Source organism: Streptomyces sp. UG1 (assembly GCF_049974585.1).
Lineage (GTDB): Bacteria > Actinomycetota > Actinomycetes > Streptomycetales > Streptomycetaceae > Streptomyces.
Map to the genome: position 1 here is coordinate 76,235 of NZ_JBNGGG010000029.1, position 19,489 is coordinate 95,723.

The 19,489-nt window shown below is 73.4% G+C and carries 18 protein-coding genes and 1 riboswitch; of the genes, 7 read left to right on the forward strand and 11 right to left on the reverse strand.

The features are described 5' to 3' along the window. Positions 1-53 precede the first annotated feature (53 nt). Positions 54-184, reverse strand: a riboswitch (FMN riboswitch). Positions 185-510: 326 nt separating this feature from the next. Both ACP4J3_RS29845 and ACP4J3_RS29850 read left to right on the forward strand, forming a co-directional pair. Beyond that, positions 511-1,401 carry an RNA polymerase sigma-70 factor gene (locus tag ACP4J3_RS29845; protein WP_426539152.1) on the forward strand — a complete coding sequence of 297 codons (891 nt, stop codon included), beginning with the start codon at positions 511-513 and terminating at the stop codon, positions 1,399-1,401. A gap of 91 nt (positions 1,402-1,492) precedes the next feature. Next, entirely contained in the window at positions 1,493-2,248 is a 756-nt protein-coding gene (locus tag ACP4J3_RS29850; protein ID WP_426539153.1) for an SDR family oxidoreductase, read from the forward strand. 745 nt (positions 2,249-2,993) lie between these two features. Here the strand turns inward: ACP4J3_RS29850 and ACP4J3_RS29855 are convergent. Continuing rightward, the gene (locus tag ACP4J3_RS29855; RefSeq protein WP_426539154.1) at positions 2,994-4,649 is read right to left on the reverse strand and encodes an ROK family protein; all 1,656 of its coding nucleotides are present in this window, start codon (positions 4,647-4,649) and stop codon (positions 2,994-2,996) included. A 159-nt stretch (positions 4,650-4,808) separates the two neighbouring features. On the opposite strand from ACP4J3_RS29855, the gene ACP4J3_RS29860 reads away from it, so the two are divergent. Beyond that, entirely contained in the window at positions 4,809-6,020 is a 1,212-nt protein-coding gene (locus ACP4J3_RS29860; protein WP_426539155.1) for an MFS transporter, read from the forward strand. A 10-nt stretch (positions 6,021-6,030) separates the two neighbouring features. On the opposite strand, the gene ACP4J3_RS29865 is transcribed toward ACP4J3_RS29860, so the two are convergent. Genes ACP4J3_RS29865 through ACP4J3_RS29880 form a run of 4 tightly spaced genes read right to left on the reverse strand, consistent with a single transcriptional unit; the run spans position 6,031 to position 9,315 of the window. Then, entirely contained in the window at positions 6,031-7,533 is a 1,503-nt protein-coding gene (locus ACP4J3_RS29865) for a glycosyltransferase 87 family protein (protein WP_426539156.1), read from the reverse strand. Next, positions 7,530-8,447 (reverse strand): class I SAM-dependent methyltransferase, encoded by a 918-nt coding sequence (locus ACP4J3_RS29870; protein ID WP_426539157.1) that lies wholly within the window; start codon positions 8,445-8,447, stop codon positions 7,530-7,532. The genes ACP4J3_RS29865 and ACP4J3_RS29870 overlap by 4 nt, the downstream gene beginning before the upstream one ends. After that, complete coding sequence (locus ACP4J3_RS29875) at positions 8,444-9,100, reverse strand: TIGR04282 family arsenosugar biosynthesis glycosyltransferase (RefSeq protein ID WP_426539158.1); 657 nt, start codon at positions 9,098-9,100, stop codon at positions 8,444-8,446. The genes ACP4J3_RS29870 and ACP4J3_RS29875 overlap by 4 nt, the downstream gene beginning before the upstream one ends. Further along, positions 9,097-9,315 (reverse strand): hypothetical protein, encoded by a 219-nt coding sequence (locus ACP4J3_RS29880; RefSeq protein ID WP_426539159.1) that lies wholly within the window; start codon positions 9,313-9,315, stop codon positions 9,097-9,099. The genes ACP4J3_RS29875 and ACP4J3_RS29880 overlap by 4 nt, the downstream gene beginning before the upstream one ends. Before the next feature lie 113 nt (positions 9,316-9,428). On the opposite strand from ACP4J3_RS29880, the gene ACP4J3_RS29885 reads away from it, so the two are divergent. Both ACP4J3_RS29885 and ACP4J3_RS29890 read left to right on the forward strand, forming a co-directional pair. Then, a complete protein-coding gene (locus tag ACP4J3_RS29885) occupies positions 9,429-10,154 on the forward strand; it encodes a response regulator transcription factor (protein ID WP_426539160.1) in 726 nt (241 codons plus the stop codon). Further along, positions 10,144-11,256 (forward strand): sensor histidine kinase, encoded by a 1,113-nt coding sequence (locus ACP4J3_RS29890; RefSeq protein ID WP_426539161.1) that lies wholly within the window; start codon positions 10,144-10,146, stop codon positions 11,254-11,256. Before ACP4J3_RS29885 ends, ACP4J3_RS29890 begins: the two co-directional genes overlap by 11 nt. A gap of 131 nt (positions 11,257-11,387) precedes the next feature. Here ACP4J3_RS29890 and ACP4J3_RS29895 read toward each other — a convergent pair whose 3' ends face one another. The 4 genes from ACP4J3_RS29895 to ACP4J3_RS29910 form a co-directional block, all read right to left on the reverse strand. Beyond that, positions 11,388-11,987, reverse strand: a complete 600-nt coding sequence (locus ACP4J3_RS29895) for a hypothetical protein (RefSeq protein ID WP_426539162.1) — start codon at positions 11,985-11,987, stop codon at positions 11,388-11,390. Positions 11,988-12,111: 124 nt separating this feature from the next. Continuing rightward, positions 12,112-12,525, reverse strand: a complete 414-nt coding sequence (locus ACP4J3_RS29900; protein WP_426539163.1) for a hypothetical protein — start codon at positions 12,523-12,525, stop codon at positions 12,112-12,114. After that, positions 12,522-13,667, reverse strand: coding sequence for a molybdopterin-dependent oxidoreductase (locus tag ACP4J3_RS29905; protein WP_426539164.1), 1,146 nt, complete (start codon positions 13,665-13,667; stop codon positions 12,522-12,524). The genes ACP4J3_RS29900 and ACP4J3_RS29905 overlap by 4 nt, the downstream gene beginning before the upstream one ends. A gap of 66 nt (positions 13,668-13,733) precedes the next feature. After that, positions 13,734-14,867 carry a glycoside hydrolase family 6 protein gene (locus ACP4J3_RS29910; RefSeq protein WP_426539216.1) on the reverse strand — a complete coding sequence of 378 codons (1,134 nt, stop codon included), beginning with the start codon at positions 14,865-14,867 and terminating at the stop codon, positions 13,734-13,736. A gap of 173 nt (positions 14,868-15,040) precedes the next feature. Here ACP4J3_RS29910 and ACP4J3_RS29915 point away from each other — a divergent pair, with 173 nt between their 5' ends. Continuing rightward, entirely contained in the window at positions 15,041-15,724 is a 684-nt protein-coding gene (locus ACP4J3_RS29915; RefSeq protein ID WP_426539165.1) for a DUF5995 family protein, read from the forward strand. Between the two features lie 119 nt (positions 15,725-15,843). Continuing rightward, a complete protein-coding gene (locus tag ACP4J3_RS29920) occupies positions 15,844-16,773 on the forward strand; it encodes an LLM class F420-dependent oxidoreductase (RefSeq protein ID WP_426539166.1) in 930 nt (309 codons plus the stop codon). Positions 16,774-16,788: 15 nt separating this feature from the next. On the opposite strand, the gene ACP4J3_RS29925 is transcribed toward ACP4J3_RS29920, so the two are convergent. Together ACP4J3_RS29925 and ACP4J3_RS29930 are read right to left on the reverse strand one after the other, a co-directional pair. Beyond that, entirely contained in the window at positions 16,789-18,489 is a 1,701-nt protein-coding gene (locus ACP4J3_RS29925; RefSeq protein ID WP_426539167.1) for a flavin monoamine oxidase family protein, read from the reverse strand. A 45-nt stretch (positions 18,490-18,534) separates the two neighbouring features. Continuing rightward, on the reverse strand, positions 18,535-19,323 hold the full coding sequence (locus ACP4J3_RS29930) for a carbon-nitrogen hydrolase family protein (protein WP_426539168.1): 789 nt from the start codon (positions 19,321-19,323) through the stop codon (positions 18,535-18,537). Between the last annotated feature and the right edge of the window lie 166 nt (positions 19,324-19,489).

A 19,489-nucleotide genomic window follows, 5' to 3' on the forward strand; every position in this document is an offset into this window, starting at 1 on the left:
GGGGCTCGCCTCGTGGACGAACCGGTACGGCGGCGCGCATGGATGCCCGCCCGCCGCGCACTGCCTCCCATCCGGACTTTAACCGTCGGTCCAGGAATTTCACCTGGTCAACCGGCCGCTGGAGGCGACCGGGTCGCGGACTGTAACCGCCGGTTCGGACTTTCACCGACCCCGGAGTGCGCTGCTTCTGGTACAGGGCCAGTTTGCCACGCCTGATCGGCGTCCATACAGGCGAAGGGTGTGGGCTGCCTCACAGGCTCCCTCACTGGACTTCCACGACCGCCCCCGACGCACTCAACTCCCCTACACGGAAATGCCATTGATGCTGGTCCGTACCTATTGACGCTATGGTCTAGTCCTCTCTAGGGTGCGGGAGCCTGCGGGAACCTCTTCGCCCTCGGCCCCCTCTTCCAGTGCGGCCCCGCAGACGACCCGGCGGCGGTGACGACGGCCCTTGCCCGCCGCCGGGTCCCCACATGGCCGCCGACGGCGCTCTGGCAGGGTGGGGCCATGACGATCACCGCGGCCGCCGAAGAGTTCGAGACCCACCGTTCCCGGCTGTTCGGCCTCGCGTATCGCATGCTCGGCTCCGCCCACGAGGCCGAGGACACCGTGCAGGACGCCTATCTGCGCTTCAGCGGCGCCGACCGCGACGGGATCGAGCATCCGGCGGCCTGGCTCGCCAAGGTCGTCACCAACCTCTGCCTGAACAGGCTGACCTCGGCGAGGGCCCGGCGCGAGCGGTACGTCGGGCCCTGGCTGCCGGAGCCGGTGATCACCTCGGACGGCACGCTGGGGCCGCTGGAGTCCGCCGAGCAGCGGGACGCCGTGTCGCTGGCGATGCTGGTGCTGCTGGAGCGGCTCACACCGACCGAGCGGGCCGTGTACGTGCTGCGGGAGGCGTTCGGTTACGGCCACCGGGAGATCGCCGGGGTGCTGGAGCTGACCGAGGCGAACTGCCGCCAGCTCTACCGGCGGGCGGTGCGGCGGATGGATGACGGGCAGGCGCGGTTCGAGTCGACGCCCGAGCGGCAGGAGGAGCTGGTCAGGTCATTCCTGACGGCGGCCCGCGAGGGGGACTTCAGCGGGCTGGAGAAGCTGCTGGCGGCGGACGTCGTCTGGTCGAGCGACGGCGGCGGCAAGGCCCAGGCGGCCCTGCGGCCGATCGAGGGCCGGGAGAAGGTGTTCCGGTTCCTGGAGGGTGCGACGCGGACGATCCTGGTCGGCATCGGCTTCACGGAGATCGAGATCAACGGCGCGACCGCGCTGGCCGCGTGGGCGGGCGACACGCTGCTGGCGGTGGTGGCGCTCGACGTGCGCGACGGGCTGATCGCGCACGCCTGGGCCGTGGTGAATCCGGACAAGCTGGACTTCGTACGCCGTCAGCTCGCGCGGGCGTAGCGGGCTGTCACATTTCGCACGGGGTACTCGGTCCCAGCTCACGAGGGGCGCTCCAGCCTGGGGTGCCCGGCGTCCGAAGGGGCTGAACAGCATGACCACGATCCTGGTGACCGGCGGCACCGGCACACTCGGCCGGCTCGTCACCGAGCGGCTGCGCGCGGACGGGCACGAGGTGCGGGTGCTCAGCCGGCACGCCCAGCCGTACGCCGTCGATCTGCGCAAGGGCGGTCCCCGTCTGGACGAGGCGCTGGCGGGCGTGGACACGATCGTGCACTGCGCGAGTTCGCCGGGCGGCGGGGACGAGGAGGCGGCGCGGCACCTGATCGCGGCGGCGCGGCGGGCGGCCGTACGGCACCTGGTGTACATCTCGATCGTCGGCGTCGACCGCGTGCCGTTCGGCTACTACAAGGCCAAGCTCGCCGTGGAGCAACTGGTCGAGGAGTCGGGGCTGGGCTGGACCGTGCTGCGTACGACGCAGTTCCACAACCTGGTGGTGCGGGTGCTGGAGGCCATGGCCAAGCTGCCGGTCATGCTGCTCCCGGCCCATGTGAAGGACCAGCCCATCGAGGTGGCGGAGGTCGCGGACCGGCTCGCCGACCTCGCGGTGGCGGCCCCGGCCGGGCGGGTCGAGGACATGGGCGGCCCCGAGGTGCGGACCTTCGACTCCCTGGCCCGCGCCTACCTCAAGGCGACCGGCCGCAAGCGACTCGTCGTGCGCGTCCCCCTGTGGGGCAAGGGATACCAGGGCTTCCGCTCGGGCGGCCACCTGGCACCGGAGCGGGCGGTGGGCAAGGGCACGTTCGAGGAGTTCCTGGGGCGGCGGTCCGGGGGTGGGCGGGGCGCCTGAGGGGCGGTTTCGCAGGCCGACTCGGGGGTTGCTGTCCGGGCGGGGGTCCAGGGCGTCGGTTCCAGGACATCGGTCCAGGAAATCGGTTCCAGGTCGTCGGTCCAGGACGTCGGCTCCAGGACATCAGTTCCAGGTCGTCGGTTCCAGGGCGTCGGTCCAGGACGTCGGGCGCCTGACCGGCGCTTCGCGGCGGGGCTCAGGTGTTGCCTGGACGGACCGGGGTGGGCCGGGGGTGCCGTGCGGGCCTTTCACAGCACCCCCAGGCGCCCGGCCGACGGTGCCCAGCGCAGCTCAGGCCCTGCCCGTGCCGCGGACCGGGCAGACGGAGCCCCTCACCGACGCTTCATGGGCTCGGGCGCCGCCGCACGGACCCGGGCCGGCCAGAACGTCCGGCCGAGGCGCACAGCCGACTCCGGCCTTACCCGGGACCCAGAACCGGGCCGATGGAGCGCCCCTGACCCACGCTTGACGGGCTCGGGCGCCGCCGCACGGACCGGGGGCCGGCCAGAACGTCCGGCCGAGGCACACAGCCGACTCCGGCCCTGCCCGGCACGCAGACCCGGGCCGACGGAGCGCCCCTGACCGACGCTTCACGGGCTCGGGCGCCGCCGCACGGACCGGGGGCGGGCGAGACTTCCGGTCGAGGTACGCAGCCCGACTCCGGCCCCGCCCGGGACGCAGACCCGGGCAGGTGGAGCCCCTGACCGGTGTTGGCGATTCGCGGCCCGGCCCAAGGCTTCGGTGGTCAGCGGGCCGGTGGTGCGAACAGGTCCTCCTGTGCGGCGTCGCGCGCCGTGAGCAGCGCGCCGCGCAGGACGGCGGCGCCGCCCAGGGCGCTGGGTCGTACGACGGTAGCGAGCGGGGTCATCCGGCGGATCCGGTCCTCCACCCGTGCCGCCAGCGCCTCCCCGCCGGCCTGTCCGACCTCCCCGCCGAGGACCACACACCCGGGGTCGAGGATGGCGACGACGGAGGCGACGCCGATGGCGAGGCGGTCGGCGAGGGCGTCAAGGAAGCGGGCGGCGGAGACTGCGTCGCGGGGGGTGGCGGCGACCGTGGGTGGTGGGGCGTGCGACACGTCGCCCGGTGTCATCGCGTCGGAGGTGTGGCGGGAGGGGGGTACGGATGCGGCCGTCGATTCGCCGTGTTTCGGCGCGCCGCCGTGTTTCGGCGCGCCGCCCTGTTCCCGTGCACCGCCTTGTTCCGGCACACCATCCTGGTCGGACACACCGCCCTGTTCCCGCACGCCGCCTTGTTCCAGCACACCACGCTGGTCCGACACACCGCCCTGCTCCCGCACACCACCCTGTTCCGACACACCGCCCTGCCCCCGCGCACCGCCTTGTTCCGGCACACCACCCTGTTCCCGTGCACCACCATGTTCCGACGCACCACCGTGTCCCCGCGCACTGCCGTGTTCCGACGCACCGCCGCGTCCCCGCCCACCACCATGCTCCGACGCGCCACCACGTCCCGACGCACCCCCACTCATCTGCGCGACCAGCGCCACCGCCTCCCCCACGACCTCCGCGGCAACCGGCTCGCGCGCGGGCCTGCCCTCGACGGTGAACCCGTGCGCGCACGCCAGTTCCACGATCCCCGCCGACCCCGCCAGCGAGTGGAACCCGCCCTCGCAGTCCACCGCCGACGGGAGTCCCGCCGTCCCCGGCACCGGCAGGAAGCCGATCTCGCCGGTGCCGCCGGAGGCGCCGCGGCGCAGGGCGCCGTCGAGGACCACGGCCGCGCCGGTGCCGTGGCCCAGCCACAGCAGGACGAAGGTGTCCCGGTCGCGGGCGACTCCGTCGCGCTGTTCGGCGAGGGCGGCGAGGTTGGTCTCGTTCTCGACGGTGACCCGAGCCGCGGGGAGCCGTTCCTGGAGCGTCGCGACCAGGCGGCGGTGCCACTCCGGCAGGCCGGTCGAGTCACGCAGCTCGCCGCTCGCCGGGTCGATCAGGCCCGGGGCGCCTATGCCCACCGTGTGCAGCCGGTCCGCCCCGGCCTCCTTCACGACCCGCTCCACCAGCGTCACCGCCTGCTCCACGGCGGGCCCCGTCCCGGTGTCGCCGCCGATCGGCACCGACGCCTCGGCGAGCACGGCCCCGACCAGGTCGGACACGACCACGGAGACACCTTCGGTACGGACGTCCAGCGCCGCCAGATGGGCGCGGTCGGCGACGATGCCGTACAGCCTCGCGTTCGGCCCGCGCCGCTGCTCGCCGGCCTCGCCCACGACCGCTATCAGGCCGGCGGCGGTGAGGCGCTCGACGAGGTCGGCGACGGTCGGCCGGGACAGTCCGGTGAGCTGCTTGAGCTGACCCGCCGTCAACGGGCCCTCCTGCTGGAGCAGTCGCAGGGCGAGACGGTCGTTGATGGCCCGGGCGGTGCTCGGGGATGCGGGCATGCCGGGATCCTTCCAGATCGCGGGACCGCGCAGCACGCGGCCGGGAGTTGGGCAGCAGCCGTCGGCCCGGAAATTCTCTATCTATCAGGCAGGGTCCCTGATAGTTTACGCCCGACCTGAGCACCGAGCGACGACCTAGAGGACCTAAGGGGCCGCACAATGAGTGGGATGGTCTACGACCTGCGCGAAGTCAGGCGCGCCCGGTTCGCGGTGGGCGCCGTCTTCGCCGTGCACGGTGCCGTCACCGGCTCGTTCGCGACGCGCGTGCCGTGGATCCAGGACCATGCCGGGGTCAGCGCCGGGCAGTTGGGGCTCGCGCTCGCCTTCCCCGCGCTCGGCGCGTCCGTGGCGATGCCGCTGGCCGGCAGCATCAGCCACCGCTTCGGCGCCCGGAACGCCCTGCGCGGACTGATCGCCCTGTGGACGCTGGCCCTGATCCTGCCGTCCCTCGCCCCCAACATGCTGACCCTGTGCCTGGCCCTGTTCGTCTACGGCGCCACGGCGGGCATGGCGGACGTGGCGATGAACGCGCTCGGCGTCGAGGTCGAGAACCGCCTCGACCGGTCGATCATGTCGGGTCTGCACGGCATGTGGAGCGTGGGCGCCCTGACCGGCTCGGCGGCCGGCACGCTCGCGGCGCACCTGGGCTCGGACGCCCGGCTGCACCACGCGCTCGCGGCGGCGGCGCTCACCCTCCTCGGGGTGGCGGCCTGCCAGTGGGTGCTCGACCTCCAGCCCGCCGAGGACGAGGAGCCGCCGCCCCGGTTCGCGCTGCCGCCCAAGTCGGCGCTGCTCATCGGCGCGGTCGGCTTCTGCGCGGTCTTCGCGGAGGGCGCGAGCCTGGACTGGTCGGCGGTGTATCTCCGGGACCAGCTCGGCACCTCGGCCGGTCTCGCGGCGGCCTGCACGACCGGCTTCACGCTCACCATGGCGATCGCCCGGCTCGTCGGCGACAAGGTGGTGGACCGCTACGGCGCGGTGCGCACGGTCCGGTTCAGCGGCTTCCTCGCCACGCTCGGCGGACTGCTCATCATCGCGTCGGATCAGCCGGCCCTGGCGATGACCGGGTTCGCGCTGCTGGGTCTGGGCATCGCCGTGGTCGTGCCGCTGTGCTTCGCGGCGGCGGGCCGCAGCGGCCCCAACCCCTCGCTGGCCATCGCGGGCGTCGCGACGATCACGTACACCTCGGGCCTGATCGCCCCGAGCGCGATCGGCGGGATCGCCCAGGCGACCAGCCTGATGGTGTCGTTCTGCCTGGTCACCTTGCTGGCGTCCGGACTCGCCGTGTTCGCCGGCGTCCTGCGCGCGGGCGACCGCGACCGCCCGAAGGTCAGGCGGCCGGACGCGGCGGTTCCGGACCCGCGGCCCTGACCGGTCACGCTCAGCACCTCTGATCGGCCCGCGCCGTCCGGCCCCCGGCGAACGCCCTCACCGCGGGGCAGACGGTCCAGCGGCGCCCCCGTATTCGGCGTGCCCCACCGCAGCGCAGCCAGGCGCCCACCGCGATCACGAGGGCCGCCGTGCCGTAGGCGGAGGCCTGGAGGGGGAAGCCGCCGCCGAGGAGGTAGACGACGGTGCCGGCGAGGGTGACGGTCAGCCATTCCCAGCGGCCGTCCAGGGCCACGAGGGCGATCACGAGCAGGGAGTACCAGGGATAGCTCGGCGAGAAGAGGAGCAGGGCGACGCCGGTGACCAGCAGGGCGCCGCGCCAGGGCCGGGCCGGGTCCCCGCGCCACCACACGTACAGGCCGGTCAGCGCAAGCAGCGCCGCTGCGGTCACTCCGGCGGCCGCGTCCGGCAGCAGCAGCCGCAGCAGGGCGAAGCGGCGTACGTGGCCGGGTTCGTAGCCCTCCTCGTGGAGGTAGCCGGGCAGGTAGCCGAGGACGCCCGCGCCGGAGGCCACGACGTAGGGCAGGTAGGCGAGGGCCACGGCGGCGACGGCGGCCGCGACGACGCGCAGGACGCGGGCCGGGCCGCGCTGTCCGGACAGTGCGCCGGGCAGGGCGAGGACGGGCAGGAGTTTGACGGCGATCGCCGCGCCGAGCAGCGCGCCGCGACGGGTCCCCGCGGTGGCGGTGCCGAGCGCCAGCACGACGAACAGCACGCCGAGGGTGTCGATGTGGGCGTTGTTGACCGCTTCCAGGGTGACCGCCGGGCACCAGGCCCACAGCGCGGTCCGGGCCGGGGCGCGCCGCGGGTCGCCGCGCCGGCGCAGGACGCGGAGCAGGGCGAGGGTCGTGCCGAAGGCGAGGACGGCGCCGCCGATCTGGAGCGGCTTGTGGCGGCTGTCCGGCGGGGACAGCGTGTGCACGGCGAGGAACCAGCCCTCGGAGACCGGGGGGTAGATGGTGGGGGCGGTGGGCCGGTTCATGCGGACGCACAGGCCGCTGCCGGTCTGGGAGAGCCCCCATCCCTCGCAGGCTTCCTGTGTGGGGAACAGCCAGGGGTCGCGCAGGTGGGCGAGTTCGGGTGCGGCGGGCGGGTGGGCGTAGGGGGAGATCCCGGCGGCCTGGACGCGGCCGTCCCACACGTAGCGGTACATGTCGTCGCTGGTGCGCGGCTGCGCGGTGAGCCCGGCCAGGGCGATCGCGGCCGAGCCGGCGAGGACGAGGACCGTCGCGGCGCGGGCCGGGACCTTGCGTACGGCCCACACGGCGGCGGCGAACAGCGCCCAGGCGACGGCGTATCCGGCCAGCAGGCGACCGGGTGCGCTGCGGTTGTCGCCGGCGTGGAGGGTGTCGACGACAACGGCGGCCAGGGCGGCGAGAAGGACCGCGATCACGGCGATGCGGAGGCGCGCAGTGCGTGCGGAGGGACGCGGGGGCGGGGCCGCGGCGGAGGGCCCGGGGTGCTGCTGCCGGTGCGGGGTGGTGACGTCGGTCATGGACGGTCCGGCCCTCGGTGGGGCGTGGGTCGTACGGTCCCTCCGTGGCGGGCGGGCCGTGCGGCCCCGCCATGTCGCGGGGGACGCACGGCGTCGGACTCCGCGTGCGGGCGGCGCAGTTCGAGGAAGGGGCGGTCGTCGGTCGACCACCGGCCGGTGAGGACCCATCCGGTGGCGTCGGCGGCGCGCAGCAGGGCGGTGGCGCCGACGCGGGCCCAGGGAAAGGGACGTCCGTGGCGGCCGTGGGCGTCCTCGACGCGGAAGGTGAGGCGTTCGTCCACGTCCTGCTCGGCGGCCTCGGCCAGCAGGCACCCGCCGGGGCGCAGCAGGTCGCGCAGGCGGGCGAGCAGCGCCCTCGGGTCGCCCCCGATACCGATGTTGCCGTCCATCAGCAGGACCGTGTCCCAGCGGCCTTCCCTGGGCAGCCGGTCGAAGACGGACCGCCGCAGCGCGGCTCCGCCCCGGCGGCGGGTCAGGGCGACGGCGGCCGGGCTGACGTCCACCCCGAGCGCCGTCATGCCCCGGTCCGCCAGGGCGGCCACCAGGCGTCCCGGACCGCAGCCGACGTCCAGGACGGGTCCGGTGCAGCGGTGCAGCACGCCGGTGTCGGCGGCGTCGGCCGGGGCGCAGAAGCGCTCTACGTCCAGCGGCAGCAGTTCGGCCGCCCCGTCGGTGCGCGGTGCCATGCAGCGCAGGTACAGCGGGCCGCGGCCGGTGCGCAGGGCCCGGTTGTAGGGGTCGTCCGTCCAGGGCTTCCCCGCGTCGACGGGTGTGCGCCGATCGGTGCGCCGCACAGGTCGCTGGAGTGGGGAGGACAGCGTGGTGTGCACGAGGTTCTCCTCCGGCCCGGTTCGTTCCAGCGGCTTGGTCCGCCCGGCGACGGCGGCCTGCGTCCCGTGTCCCGTGCCGCTCATCGGACGGGCTCCGCGAGCCGGGCCATGGCGGCGGCGAAGCGGGATCCGGGCGGGCAGCCGGCGGCCACCGAGGCGGCGTCGGCGGCGGTGTCCACGTCGCGCAGCGGCGGCAGGTCACGCACCGTCAGTCCGGACTCCGCGAGCCTGCGGCGTTGCAGGGCCCCGGTGCGGTCGGTGGACATCGGGACGCCCCGCACGAGGGCCCCGGCCCGGGACGGGTCCGACAGGCCCAGGGCCCAGAATCCGCCGTCGGCGGCCGGCCCGAACCAGGCGTCGTACCCGTCGCGGCCGACCTCGGCCAGCAGGTCGGGCGTGAGCTGCGGGGTGTCCATGCCGACCAGCAACGCCGGGCCGTCGTCGCAGAGTTCGAAGGCGGCGGCGATGCGCTCGTCGAGTCCGCCGGACGCCTGGGGCACGACCTCGAAGCCGCGCGGCAGCCAAGGACCAGGGGTGCCGTCGAGGACGAGGATCCGGCGCCGGGCGGGGATCCGGAGAACGGTGTGGAGGGTGTCGGCCAGCGCGGCCTCGGCCAGGGCGGCGGCCTCCCGCGGGGTGTACGACGGGGTGAGGCGGGTCTTGACCCGGCCGGGCACCGGCTCCTTCGCGATGACCAGCAGGGTGGCCGAACCGGCGTTCACAGGGCGGGAGTTCATCGGGCGCCTCCCGCGACGGCGGGGGCGGCGAGGGCCGGCTGCTCGGCGAGGACGGCCCGTGTCCCACATACCGGCGGCCAGGTGCCGGTGCCCTTCGAGCGGCCGGTACGAGGCCGACTGGGCGGGATCCGTTCCGGCACCCACGGCAGGGCCTCGGTCTCATCGAGGCACGGCGGCACGACGTCCACAGCGGAGGTGGGGGATGTCTCGATCACCTCACTCACCCTACGGACACAAATAAGACAAAAGGGATTCCAGGTCCTTACGGATCACTGACGTCGCGCGCAGCCTCCGCCCGGGGCGCTCTCCTGCCGTGAGACTCGACCAGATGAAGCACATACTCGTCGTGGACGACGATCCGACCGTCTCCGAGGTCGTCGCCGGCTATCTGGACCGGGCGGGATTCGCCGTCGACGTGGCCGCCGACGGCCCGACCGCGGTGGCGCAGGCCGCTGCCCTGCCACCCGACCTCGTGGTGCTGGATCTGATGCTGCCCGGCATGGACGGACTGGAGGTCTGCCGCCGCATCCGGACGGCCGGCCCCCTCCCGGTGATCATGCTGACCGCGCGCGGCGACGAGGAGGACCGCGTCCTCGGCCTGGAGGTCGGCGCGGACGACTACGTCACCAAGCCGTTCAGCCCCCGGGAACTGGTGCTGCGGGTCGAGTCCGTGCTCCGCCGGTCCGGCGCGGCCGCGGCCGTCCGGGCCGAGCGGCCGGAGCCATGGCTGCGGGCCGGCCCGATCGCCCTGCACCCCACCGCCCGGCGCGCCACCCGCGCGGGCGCCGAACTGGCCCTGACCATCCGGGAGTTCGACCTGCTGGAGTTCTTCCTCCGGAACCCCGGGCAGGCCACGAGCCGGGAGGAGCTGATGCAGCGGGTCTGGGGGTGGGAGTTCGGCGACCTGTCGACCGTCACCGTGCATGTGCGGCGGCTGCGCGAGAAGGTCGAGGACGACCCGGCCCACCCGCGTCTGATCAGCACCGTGTGGGGTCTCGGCTACCGCTTCGACGCTCCCCTGCCGCAGGAGGTCGAGGCCGGTCATGGTCACTGACGCGCTTCTCATCGCGCTTCTCTCGGCGATCGGCGCGGCGGGCACCGGGCTGCTGGGCGTCGCGGCCCTGCGGGCGCTGCGGCACCGGTCCGTCGCCGTGTCCCTGGCCGTGGTCGCCGCCGTCACCGTGGCGGCGATGCTCTCCGGAACCCTGCTCGTGTCGTGGGCGATGTTCCTGTCCGACCACGACCTGTGGGTGGTGACGACGGTGTGCTTCATGGCCGCCGTCGTCTCGCTGGCCGTGGCGCTCCTGCTGGGCCGCAGCGTCGTGCGGGGCAGCCGGCAGCTGGCCGAGGCCACCCGCGCCCTCGGGGACGACGGCAGTTTCCGCCCGCCCGCCGCCGCGCCCACCGCCGAACTCGCCGAGCTCAGCCGCCAGTTGGCCGCGACCAGCGCCAAGCTCGCCGCCTCCCGGGAACGGGAGCGGACCCTGGAGGCCTCACGGCGCGAACTGGTCGCCTGGATCTCCCACGACCTGCGCACCCCGCTGGCCGGCCTGCAGGCGATGACCGAGGCCCTCGAGGACGGCATGGTCGCCGATCCGCGCGTCTACCACACCCGGATCCGTACGGAGGTCGGCCGCATGAGCGCCATGGTCAGCGACCTGTTCGAGCTCTCCCGCATCCAGGCCGGCGTGCTCACCCTGTCCCCGGCCCGGATGTCGGTCTACGACCTCGTCGGCGACGCCATCTCCGGCGTCGACGCCCTGGCCAGGGAACACGGCGTACGGCTCGTGGGCGACGGGGTCGAGCCCGTGCCGGTGGAGGTGGACGGCCGCGAGATGTCCCGCGTCCTGGCCAACCTGCTGGTCAACGCGATCCGCCGCACGCCCGCCGACGGCACGGTCGCCGTCGCGGCCCGCCGTACGGCCGACCGGGTCGTGCTGTCGGTGACCGACGGCTGCGGCGGTATCCCCCCGGAGGACCTCCCCCGGGTCTTCGACACCGGCTGGCGCGGCACCGACGCCCGGACACCGCCGGCCGGCGCGGGGCTCGGGCTGGCCATAGTGCGCGGCATCGTGGAGGCCCATCAGGGGCGCGCGGCCGTGAGCAACGTGCCGGGCGGCTGCCGGTTCGAGGTACATCTGCCGGCGGCCTTCTGAGCGGGTCTTCGAGTGCATCTGCCGGCGGCCCTCTGAGCAGGTCTTCGGGGGTGCATCTGCCGGCGGCCCTCTGAGCGGGCCGCGGAGGCAACACCGGCGCGGCGGGGACCGGGCCGGTCGAGGCACACGCGTCAAGCCCGGGTCCGGCGAGGGCTGTCGGCCCTCTCGGCGTCCTCGGCGGGACGGGACGCCGCCACCGTCAGCAGGGCGAACGCCACGGCGAAGCCGACCATGGTGTACACGCCCCTCGGCCAGAAGATGTGGCTGTCGACGAACGACCAGCACGCGGCGAGCAGGACGACAGCGCCCGGCAGCACCCGCACACCGTGCCGTCGCCACAGCACCGCGCAGGTCGCCAGCGAGGCCACGGCCAGCCCGTACACCCCGATCCGCCCCAACTCGTCGCCGGTGGCGAACAGCCGCCCGGCAGCCCCGCGGACACCGTGGTCCAGCACGGTGCCGGCGGAGATGCCGGCCACCGCGTCCAGGCCGGAGTAGTACGCGGCGTAGCAGAGGGATCCGGCCCAGGCGAGCACCGTCAGAGCACCTTCCGCGTCGCGGCGCGGCCAGCCCCACAAGGGGACCAGCAGCCCGAGCACGAGGAAGGGGAAGACGGGCAGCAGGACGATGTGCAGTCCCGCCCAGTCGCCTGCCGTGGCCGCCGTCAGATGCCGGGGATGTATCACGCCCGCGACGGCCAGCAGCAGCGGAGGGGCCGTCACCAGGGCCATCAGGCGAAGGGTACGGAAGGATCGCATCCGGTCACGCTAGGCGGGCGCCCACGGCTCCGACGCGCCCGTCGGCGACGCGTAAGACACCTGTAAGACGGCTCGCGGGCTGACCGGAGAGGATGCGTCACGCATCATCAGGCCGCCGTCGGCCACCGCGTCCGAGCAGCCCCCGTACGACCGCCCACAGCGCCGTCACCACGGCCACCGCCAGCAGCGCGATCAGCCAGTTGCGCGGATAGTCCAGCGGCAGCACCGACGAGTTGGCCGTCCTCCCCGGCCGCAGCAGCACCGGCAGCGCCACCGCCGTCAGCGCGCCCGCGACCAGCAGGGCGCCGCGGACCGGCCCGCGCACACCGCCCCGCACCAGCAGCAGCCCGGCCAGCAGTACCACCGGGGCGATCACCGCGTCGTGCAGGACGACCGCCCCGCCGAGCCACACCAACACACCCCACAGGTCACGGACTTCCATCAGCAGGGAAGCCCCGACGCCCATGAGCGCCACACCGGCCACCCCCACCGCCACCCGCAGCGCCTTCATGCCAGCACCTCCAGCCGGCCGACCCACTTGGTCTGCAGCACACCCGGCCGGTTGGGGGCGATGAGGCGTGCCGGATAGCCGTGGTCGGGGTCGAGTTCCTCGCCGTTCAGCCGCAGGGCGAGCAGCGTCAGCGGATCGCGGGCGTGTGCGTGGCCCATCTCCGAGACCCGGTAACCGCCGCGCAGTTGCAGCGACACCACCCGCACCCGCGCCCGCTCCGGCGCACCCGCGCGCTCCAGCAGGTCCACGACCCGTACGCCGGTCCAGCGCGCCGACTTGCTCCAGCCCTCCACGCACGCGATCGGCAGCTCGACCTCGTGCTGCGGCAGCGCGCGCAGCTCGTCCAGCGTCACGGTGTACGGCCGCGGGCCGGTCACCACCAGGCGGTACTCCTCGTCGGCGATCCGGCCGACTCCGGCCGCGGCGGCGGTCCGGTTGACCGGCAGCCCCTGCGGCCCCTTGTCCGGGTGCCGGGGCGCGAACAGCAGGAAGTCCTTCAGCGGGGTGAACGACTGCCCCACGGTGGTGAGCGTGACGGCCCCGACGGCCGCGCCCACCGCGGCCAGCAGCGAGCGCCGGTCGGGGCCGTCCTGCGCGGGCAGGGCGAGCGTCCCCGGCGACCGGCGGGTCCAGTGCGCCCTGATCTCCGGTGCCTTGACCGCGATGTGCAGCACCAGCGCCCCGACGACCACCCACGCCACCGCGTAGTGCACCGGCACGAACGAGAACGGCCACGGGTACCACTGGGCCGCGTTGAGCAGCCCGGTCGCCAGCTCGAAGACGGCACCGGCCACCAGCACCGCGACCGACAGCCGCTCCAGGAGGTGCTTGACCGACCGGAACGGCGGCCACTGGAACAACCGCGGATACACCGTCCAGAGCTTCGCCAGCAGCAGCGGGATCGCCGCGGTGCCGGAGGCGACGTGCAGGCCCTGGGTGAGCCGGTATCCCCAGGCGGGGCGGCTCGGGACGGCGTTGGCGAGCCAACCCGGCGGGTGTTGCATGAAGTGGCTGATCAGACCGGTGGCGAAGCAGACGACGAACGCCGGTCCCAGCCAGCGGCCGATGACGGTCGCCGTGCGGGCGTCATGCAGTCGGCCGCGGAACACCGGTGGGGAGACACGCAGTTTCATGTCCTCCATCCCACTCGGCGCACGGCCGTCGTGGAACCAACGAACCCTTACGGACCAGGGACGTCACGGTGAGGGTCACCGCGCCAGGTCGTAGGCGTACGACGCCGTGAAGGTCCCCGGCTTCCCCTTGCACCCGTCCGACTCCCCCGGCAGCTTCACCCACAGGTAGGCGTCGATGCGCGCCTCGCCGGTCGCCGTCGTCGGTGCCCGGCCCAGCTTGCGGCCCGCGGGGTCGCACCACTCGCCGTCGGCCGGGGCCCCGGCGCCGTTGCGGCTGGTGTCGACGACGGCGCCGAGCGAGGCGGGGCCGCCGAGGGCGTCGAGGACCTGGCGGTCGTGGGTGATCTCGTCGGCCGTGGTGTGGAAGTTGGAGACGTTGCTGAAGATGCCGTCGGAGGACGCGGTCGAGGCGGCGCCGGCCTGCCGCAGCAGCTCCGCCTGCTTGCCGGGCGCGTTCCAGCCGGAGTGCCCGGCGTCGTAGTACACGCGCGCCTTGGGGTTCGCCTCCTTCAGGACGCGGCCCGCGCGGGCGAGGGAGGCGAAGCGGTCGGCGCGGGCACCGGCGGTCAGGCACTCGGACTGGGCGATGGAGTCGGGCTCCAGGACGACGATGACGTCGCCGGAGCCGAGCCCGGCGGCGAACCGGTCGATCCAGGCGTCGTAGGCGTCGAGGCTGGGCGCCCCGCCCTGGGAGTGGCCGCCGCAGTCGCGGTCCGGGATCGCGTACGGCACGACGACGGGCACCCGCCCCAGCGCCGAGCCTCCGGAGGTGACCGCGCGGACCCGGGCGGTGATGGTGTCCGGCGTGAAGTCGGCGAACCACACCGCGGCCGGCTGGGCGGCGATACGGGACCGGATGACGGCGTGGCGCGGGTCGGCGGGGTTGTCGCGGACCCAGTCCAGCACCTGGGAGTCGGGGTGGCGGTAGAGGCGGGGGGATACGACGGCCGTCCGCTGTTTCCGCTCGGTGCCGGTCGGCGAGGGCGTGGGGGTGCTCTTCCTCGGAGTGGGGGTCGGCGAGGCGGACGTCGGCGAGGGCGACGGTGCGGCCGACGGGGAGGCGGACGGCAGCAGCGGCAGGGACTCCAGGCTCGGCGAGCGGGTCACCCGGGGCGGCCCGGCCTCGTCGGTGGTCCTTCTGTCATCGAGCGCCGACAGCGTCCCGGTCACCGCGCCGACGGCGACCACGACCGAGGCCGCCACCACCATGGCGCCCCGCCGGGCCGCCCTCCTGCGCTCGGCCCTGCGTGCGGCCCGTCGCTGGGCGCGTAAGCCTGGCACCGTCCTGCTCCCCCTCCCCCACAGCGAGCGCGTTCCCCCGTTCTGGGGAAGCGCCGGGCCCGCCGACAGCGCGGCCAGCCTAAAGCTGGGACATTGCCCCCATGGCGCAATGCGAACAATTCACCACAGCCGTGGACGCCGTCATCTCCCGTATGCGCGCCCTCGACGCGACCCTGCCCGAGCGCGACGGCGTCGCCGTCTTCAACCGCGTCTACCTCACCGTCACGGAGGAGGTCGACCGGCACATCGACGGCGCCCGGTTCCCGGACGCGCGGGCGGCGATCACGCTGGACGTGCGGTTCGCGGAGCGGTATCTCGCGGCGGTGGCGGCCGAGGACGGGCGTCGCCCGCCCGCCTGCTGGCGGCCGCTGTTCCAGATGCGCCGGCATCCGGGCGTACGGCCGTTGCAGTTCGCGCTCGCGGGCATCAACGCGCACATCGGCCACGATCTGGCGCTCGCCGTGGTGGACGCCTGTCGTAGCCTCGGCTGCGAACCGGGCGAGCTGGAGGACGAGTTCGATCGGGTGGGTGATCTCCTCGTCTCGCTGGAGGAGCGCGTCCGCGAAGATCTGATGCCGGGCCCCGATCTGCTCCAGATCGCCGACCCGCTGACCCATCTGCTGGGCTCGTGGAGCCTGGAGCGGGCCCGGGACGCCACCTGGGCGGCGGCGCGGGCGCTGTGGGCGCTGCGCAGGTTGCCGGACGTCGCGGAGGAGTTCACCGAGCGGCTGGACGCGGCGGTGGGGTTCGCGGGACGCATGCTGCTCACGCCATTGGCGGACTGATCTCGGCCACACCGCGCGGTACACCCGCCCCATGCGGGTACTCGGCCTAAGTTGACGATTGAACCGTCTGTGACGAGCCGACCAGAATCTGTGACGGACCGACGCAAAGGAGCGTACGGATGCCCATTCGGCTGGGGCTCAGCCTTCCCCAAGCACAGCAGTACGACATCGGCCGCGATGTGCCGGACGTGGCGCGCACGGCCGAGCGGATCGGTTACGAGAGCCTGTGGGTCTATGAGCGGGCCCTGTTCCCGGAACCCCAGACGCAGGGCCTGTACGGCATCGAGGGGCTGCCGTGGCCCGAGATGTACCGCGGCGTCCCCCACCCCCTGGTGACCCTGACCCTCGCGGTGCCGGCGACCGAGCGCGCCCGGCTCGGCACCAGCGTCCTGGTCGCCCCGCTGCACAACCCGTTCCAGCTGGCCAAGGCGCTGGGCACGCTGGACGCGGCGAGCGGCGGCCGGGTCGTGGCGGGCTTCGGCACCGGGTGGTCCCTCGACGAGTACGCGGCCGCGAGCGTGACGCCGTTCGAGGAGCGGGGCAAGGCCCTCGACGAGATGATCGACGTGTGCCGGGCCGTGTGGGGCCCGGACCCGGTGTCCTACGAGACCCGCCACTCCAAGGTCGCCTCGGCCGTGGTCGCGCCCAAGCCCGCCCGGCCGATCCCGATCCTGGTGCCCAGCAACAGCAAGAAGGCGATGACCCGGCTCGTCGACCGCCTCGACGGCTGGATGCCGATCGCCATGGGGGCCGAGCAACTGGCCGCGCAGTGGCGGCAGGTGCAGGACCTCGCGGCCGAACGCGGACGCACCGAGCCGATCCGGTCCGCGGTCCGGGTCAACGCCCGGTACACCCCCAAGGCGTACGACGGCGCCGACCGCTCCGCGTTCCAGGGCAGCGTCGAGCAGATCGTCGAGGACCTGGCCGCGCATGTCGTGGACGGCCTCGAGGAGTTCTTCTTCGAGTTCCAGGGCCAGGCCCGCGACGCCCAGGAGCTCAAGGACATCGCCGCCGAGGTGTACGAGGCGGTGCGGGCCGCCGGGATCTGACGGTCCCGCCCCGGCTCAGTCCTCGGGCAGTTCGACCGGCGCGATCTCGTCGTAGACGTCGCCCGGCCCCGGGTTGGTCGCGTCGGTCGCGCCGCCGAAGTGGTGCATCACGCCCCAGACCGCGTTGAGCGCGGTCTGGACGGCGCCCTCGGCCCAGCCGGCCGTCCAGGAGATGTCGTCGCCGGCGAGGAAGATGCCCCGCTTGTCCTCGGGCAGCCGGTCCTGCATGAAGTGGGTGAACAGGCGCCGCTGGTAGCGGTAGTGCCCGGGCAGGTTGGCCTTGAACGCGCCCATGAAGTAGGGCTCGTTCTCCCAGGACACGGTCACCGGGTTGCCGATGATGTGCTTACGGATGTCGACCTTGGGATAGATCTCGCCGAGCGACTTGAGCATGACCTCCATCCGCTCGTGCGCGGACAGCGGCAGCCACTTCAGACTGTCGTCGCACCAGGTGTAGGAGAGACAGATGACGGCGGGCTGGTCCGGACCGTCGTCGAGGAGATAGGTCCCGCGCGTCATCCGGTCGGTGAGCGTCATCGACATGACATCCCGACCCGTCTCCTCGTCCTTGTCCAGCCAGAACGGCCGGTCCACCGGCACGAACAGCTTCGAGCTCTCCATGTAGTGGGTGCGCTCGATGGCGGTCCAGTGGTCGATCGGGAAGAGCGAGTCGTCGCAGGCGATCTTCGACAGCAGCATCCAGGACTGGGCGGTGAAGATCGCCGCCTGGTAGGTGCGGATGTCGCCGTCGGCGTCGGTCACGGTGATCCGGTTGCCGGCGGCGCGGTGCAGGCGGGTGACGGCCGGGCGCGGCGCGCCGTTCTCGTGCAGCTTCGCCAGCGACGTCCCGTGGGCCCAGTGGACGATCTTCTCCGGCTCGCGCTCCCAGAGGCGGAGCGGCAACTGCTGGGAGCCGCCGACGATGCCGCGGTGGTGGTCGTCGGCCTCGGTGTAGACGACGCGCAGGATCTCCAGGATGGAGTTCGGAAAGTCGGTGTCCCAGCCGCCGGTGCCGAAGCCGACCTGGCCGAAGATCTCGCGGTGCCGGAACGACTTGAAGGCTTCGGAGTCGCAGAGGAAGCCGTAGAAGGTCTGGTTGTCGAGCTTCTCGACGAGCTGGGACCAGATCTCACGGATGCGCGGCACGTCCCGCTCGCGCATCGCGCGGTTCATGTCGGAGAAGTCGGCGCCCTCCTCGAGGCACTTGTTCCAGGCGTCGGCGACATCCCGGTAGACCTGCGGCAGGTCGTCGATCGTCTCGGCGTAGTGGGACTCGCCCTTGAGGTCGACGACGGTCGAAGGCGTCGCCTCGGCGAGGGGGTTGGGGAAGGGGCGGGTCTCGAGCCCCACCAGGTCGATGTAGTGCTGCAGCGCCGTGGAGGACGGCGGGAACCGCATCGCGCCCATCTCGGCGGTCAGGCCCTCGGCGCCCGGGCCGTCGAAGCCGACGGTGCGCAGCCGCCCCCCGATCCGGTCGGCCTCGTACACGACGGGCTTGAGGCCCATCTTCATCAGCTCGTACGCGGCGACGATGCCGGAGAGGCCGCCGCCGATGACCGCGATCTCGGTGCCGTGCTCGGTCGCCGGTATCTGGCCGAGCCCCGCCGGGTGGGCGAGGAAGTCGTCGTACGCGTACGGGAAGTCCGGGCCGAACATGGTGATCGGCGGCTGCTGCTCGTCGGCGTGCTGGACGGCGTTGGGCACCATGGACGTCATGGGGTGCGGGACTCCTTGCGAGTGCTGCTGGGGAGGCTGGGGGATTCAGACGAGGGACCCGTAGAGACCGGGGCGGCGGTCCTTCAGATACGGGTTCGCCTCGCGGGAGGCGGCGAGGAAGGCGGGGTCGACGTCGGCGAGGACCAGTTCGTCACCGTGGCCCGCGCGGGTGCGGGCGACTCCATCGGGGCCGGCCAGCGTGGACAGCCCGACGAACTCGAACTCCCCTTCCCGGCCAGCCCGGTTGACGTACGCCACGTACATCTGGTTCTCGAAGGCCCGCACCGGGATCATCGACTCGGCGACGAACTGGAACGGGTGCATCTGCGCCGTCGGGACGAGCAGCAGGTCGGTGCCGGCCAGGGCGTGGGCGCGGACGTTCTCCGGGAACTCGACGTCGTAGCAGATCAGGATGCCGACGCGCAGGCCGCCGAGTTCGGCCTGGACGATCTGCTTCTCGCCCGGTGTGAAGTGGTCGCGCTCGAAGCAGCCGAAGAGGTGGGTCTTGCGGTAGTTGGCGAGCCGGGTGCCGTCGGCGGAGATCAACTGGGCGGAGTTGAAGACGGTCTCGCCGGCCCGCTCGGGGTAGCCGTAGGCGATCGCCAGGCCGTGCCGCGTCGCGGTCTCGGCGATCGCGTCCGCGCAGTCGCCGTCGGCGGGCTCGGCGAGGCGGGCGATGGCGTCGCCGATCGCGTACCCGGTGAGGAACATCTCCGGCGTCACCAGCAGCCCGGCCCCCGCGGCGGCGGCACGGCCCGCGGCCTCGTCGAGGACCTTGAGGTTCTCGACGGTCGAGCCGGGGCGGCCGGAGCTCTGGAGCAGGGCGGTGCGCATGCGTGTTCCTCACCGGACGAGAGGGGGATCGGGGGGCCGCTTCGGGGCCATCTAGACGGTACGGGCGGCTGACCAGGGCGGACAAGAAGGAGCCGTTGCGCGCCGGTGAGCGGTTTGTTGCGTCGGTCGCTGGACCGGCGGCGATTCGTTGCGGGCCGTCGTCCCC

What these genes read in the sequence shown, in the direction of transcription:
- ACP4J3_RS29885 (WP_426539160.1), top strand. Translation starts at nt 9,429, where the DNA reads ATGAAGCACATACTCGTCGTGGACGACGATCCGACCGTCTCCGAGGTC.
- ACP4J3_RS29900 (WP_426539163.1), bottom strand. Translation starts at nt 12,525, where the DNA reads ATGAAGGCGCTGCGGGTGGCGGTGGGGGTGGCCGGTGTGGCGCTCATG.
- ACP4J3_RS29870 (WP_426539157.1), bottom strand. Translation starts at nt 8,447, where the DNA reads ATGAGCGGCACGGGACACGGGACGCAGGCCGCCGTCGCCGGGCGGACC.
- ACP4J3_RS29895 (WP_426539162.1), bottom strand. Translation starts at nt 11,987, where the DNA reads ATGGCCCTGGTGACGGCCCCTCCGCTGCTGCTGGCCGTCGCGGGCGTG.
- ACP4J3_RS29910 (WP_426539216.1), bottom strand. Translation starts at nt 14,867, where the DNA reads ATGGTGGTGGCGGCCTCGGTCGTGGTCGCCGTCGGCGCGGTGACCGGG.
- ACP4J3_RS29865 (WP_426539156.1), bottom strand. Translation starts at nt 7,533, where the DNA reads ATGACCGACGTCACCACCCCGCACCGGCAGCAGCACCCCGGGCCCTCC.
- ACP4J3_RS29925 (WP_426539167.1), bottom strand. Translation starts at nt 18,489, where the DNA reads ATGACGTCCATGGTGCCCAACGCCGTCCAGCACGCCGACGAGCAGCAG.
- ACP4J3_RS29855 (WP_426539154.1), bottom strand. Translation starts at nt 4,649, where the DNA reads ATGCCCGCATCCCCGAGCACCGCCCGGGCCATCAACGACCGTCTCGCC.
- ACP4J3_RS29860 (WP_426539155.1), top strand. Translation starts at nt 4,809, where the DNA reads ATGAGTGGGATGGTCTACGACCTGCGCGAAGTCAGGCGCGCCCGGTTC.
- ACP4J3_RS29890 (WP_426539161.1), top strand. Translation starts at nt 10,144, where the DNA reads ATGGTCACTGACGCGCTTCTCATCGCGCTTCTCTCGGCGATCGGCGCG.
- ACP4J3_RS29905 (WP_426539164.1), bottom strand. Translation starts at nt 13,667, where the DNA reads ATGGAGGACATGAAACTGCGTGTCTCCCCACCGGTGTTCCGCGGCCGA.
- ACP4J3_RS29915 (WP_426539165.1), top strand. Translation starts at nt 15,041, where the DNA reads ATGGCGCAATGCGAACAATTCACCACAGCCGTGGACGCCGTCATCTCC.
- ACP4J3_RS29850 (WP_426539153.1), top strand. Translation starts at nt 1,493, where the DNA reads ATGACCACGATCCTGGTGACCGGCGGCACCGGCACACTCGGCCGGCTC.
- ACP4J3_RS29875 (WP_426539158.1), bottom strand. Translation starts at nt 9,100, where the DNA reads ATGAACTCCCGCCCTGTGAACGCCGGTTCGGCCACCCTGCTGGTCATC.
- ACP4J3_RS29845 (WP_426539152.1), top strand. Translation starts at nt 511, where the DNA reads ATGACGATCACCGCGGCCGCCGAAGAGTTCGAGACCCACCGTTCCCGG.
- ACP4J3_RS29930 (WP_426539168.1), bottom strand. Translation starts at nt 19,323, where the DNA reads ATGCGCACCGCCCTGCTCCAGAGCTCCGGCCGCCCCGGCTCGACCGTC.
- ACP4J3_RS29920 (WP_426539166.1), top strand. Translation starts at nt 15,844, where the DNA reads ATGCCCATTCGGCTGGGGCTCAGCCTTCCCCAAGCACAGCAGTACGAC.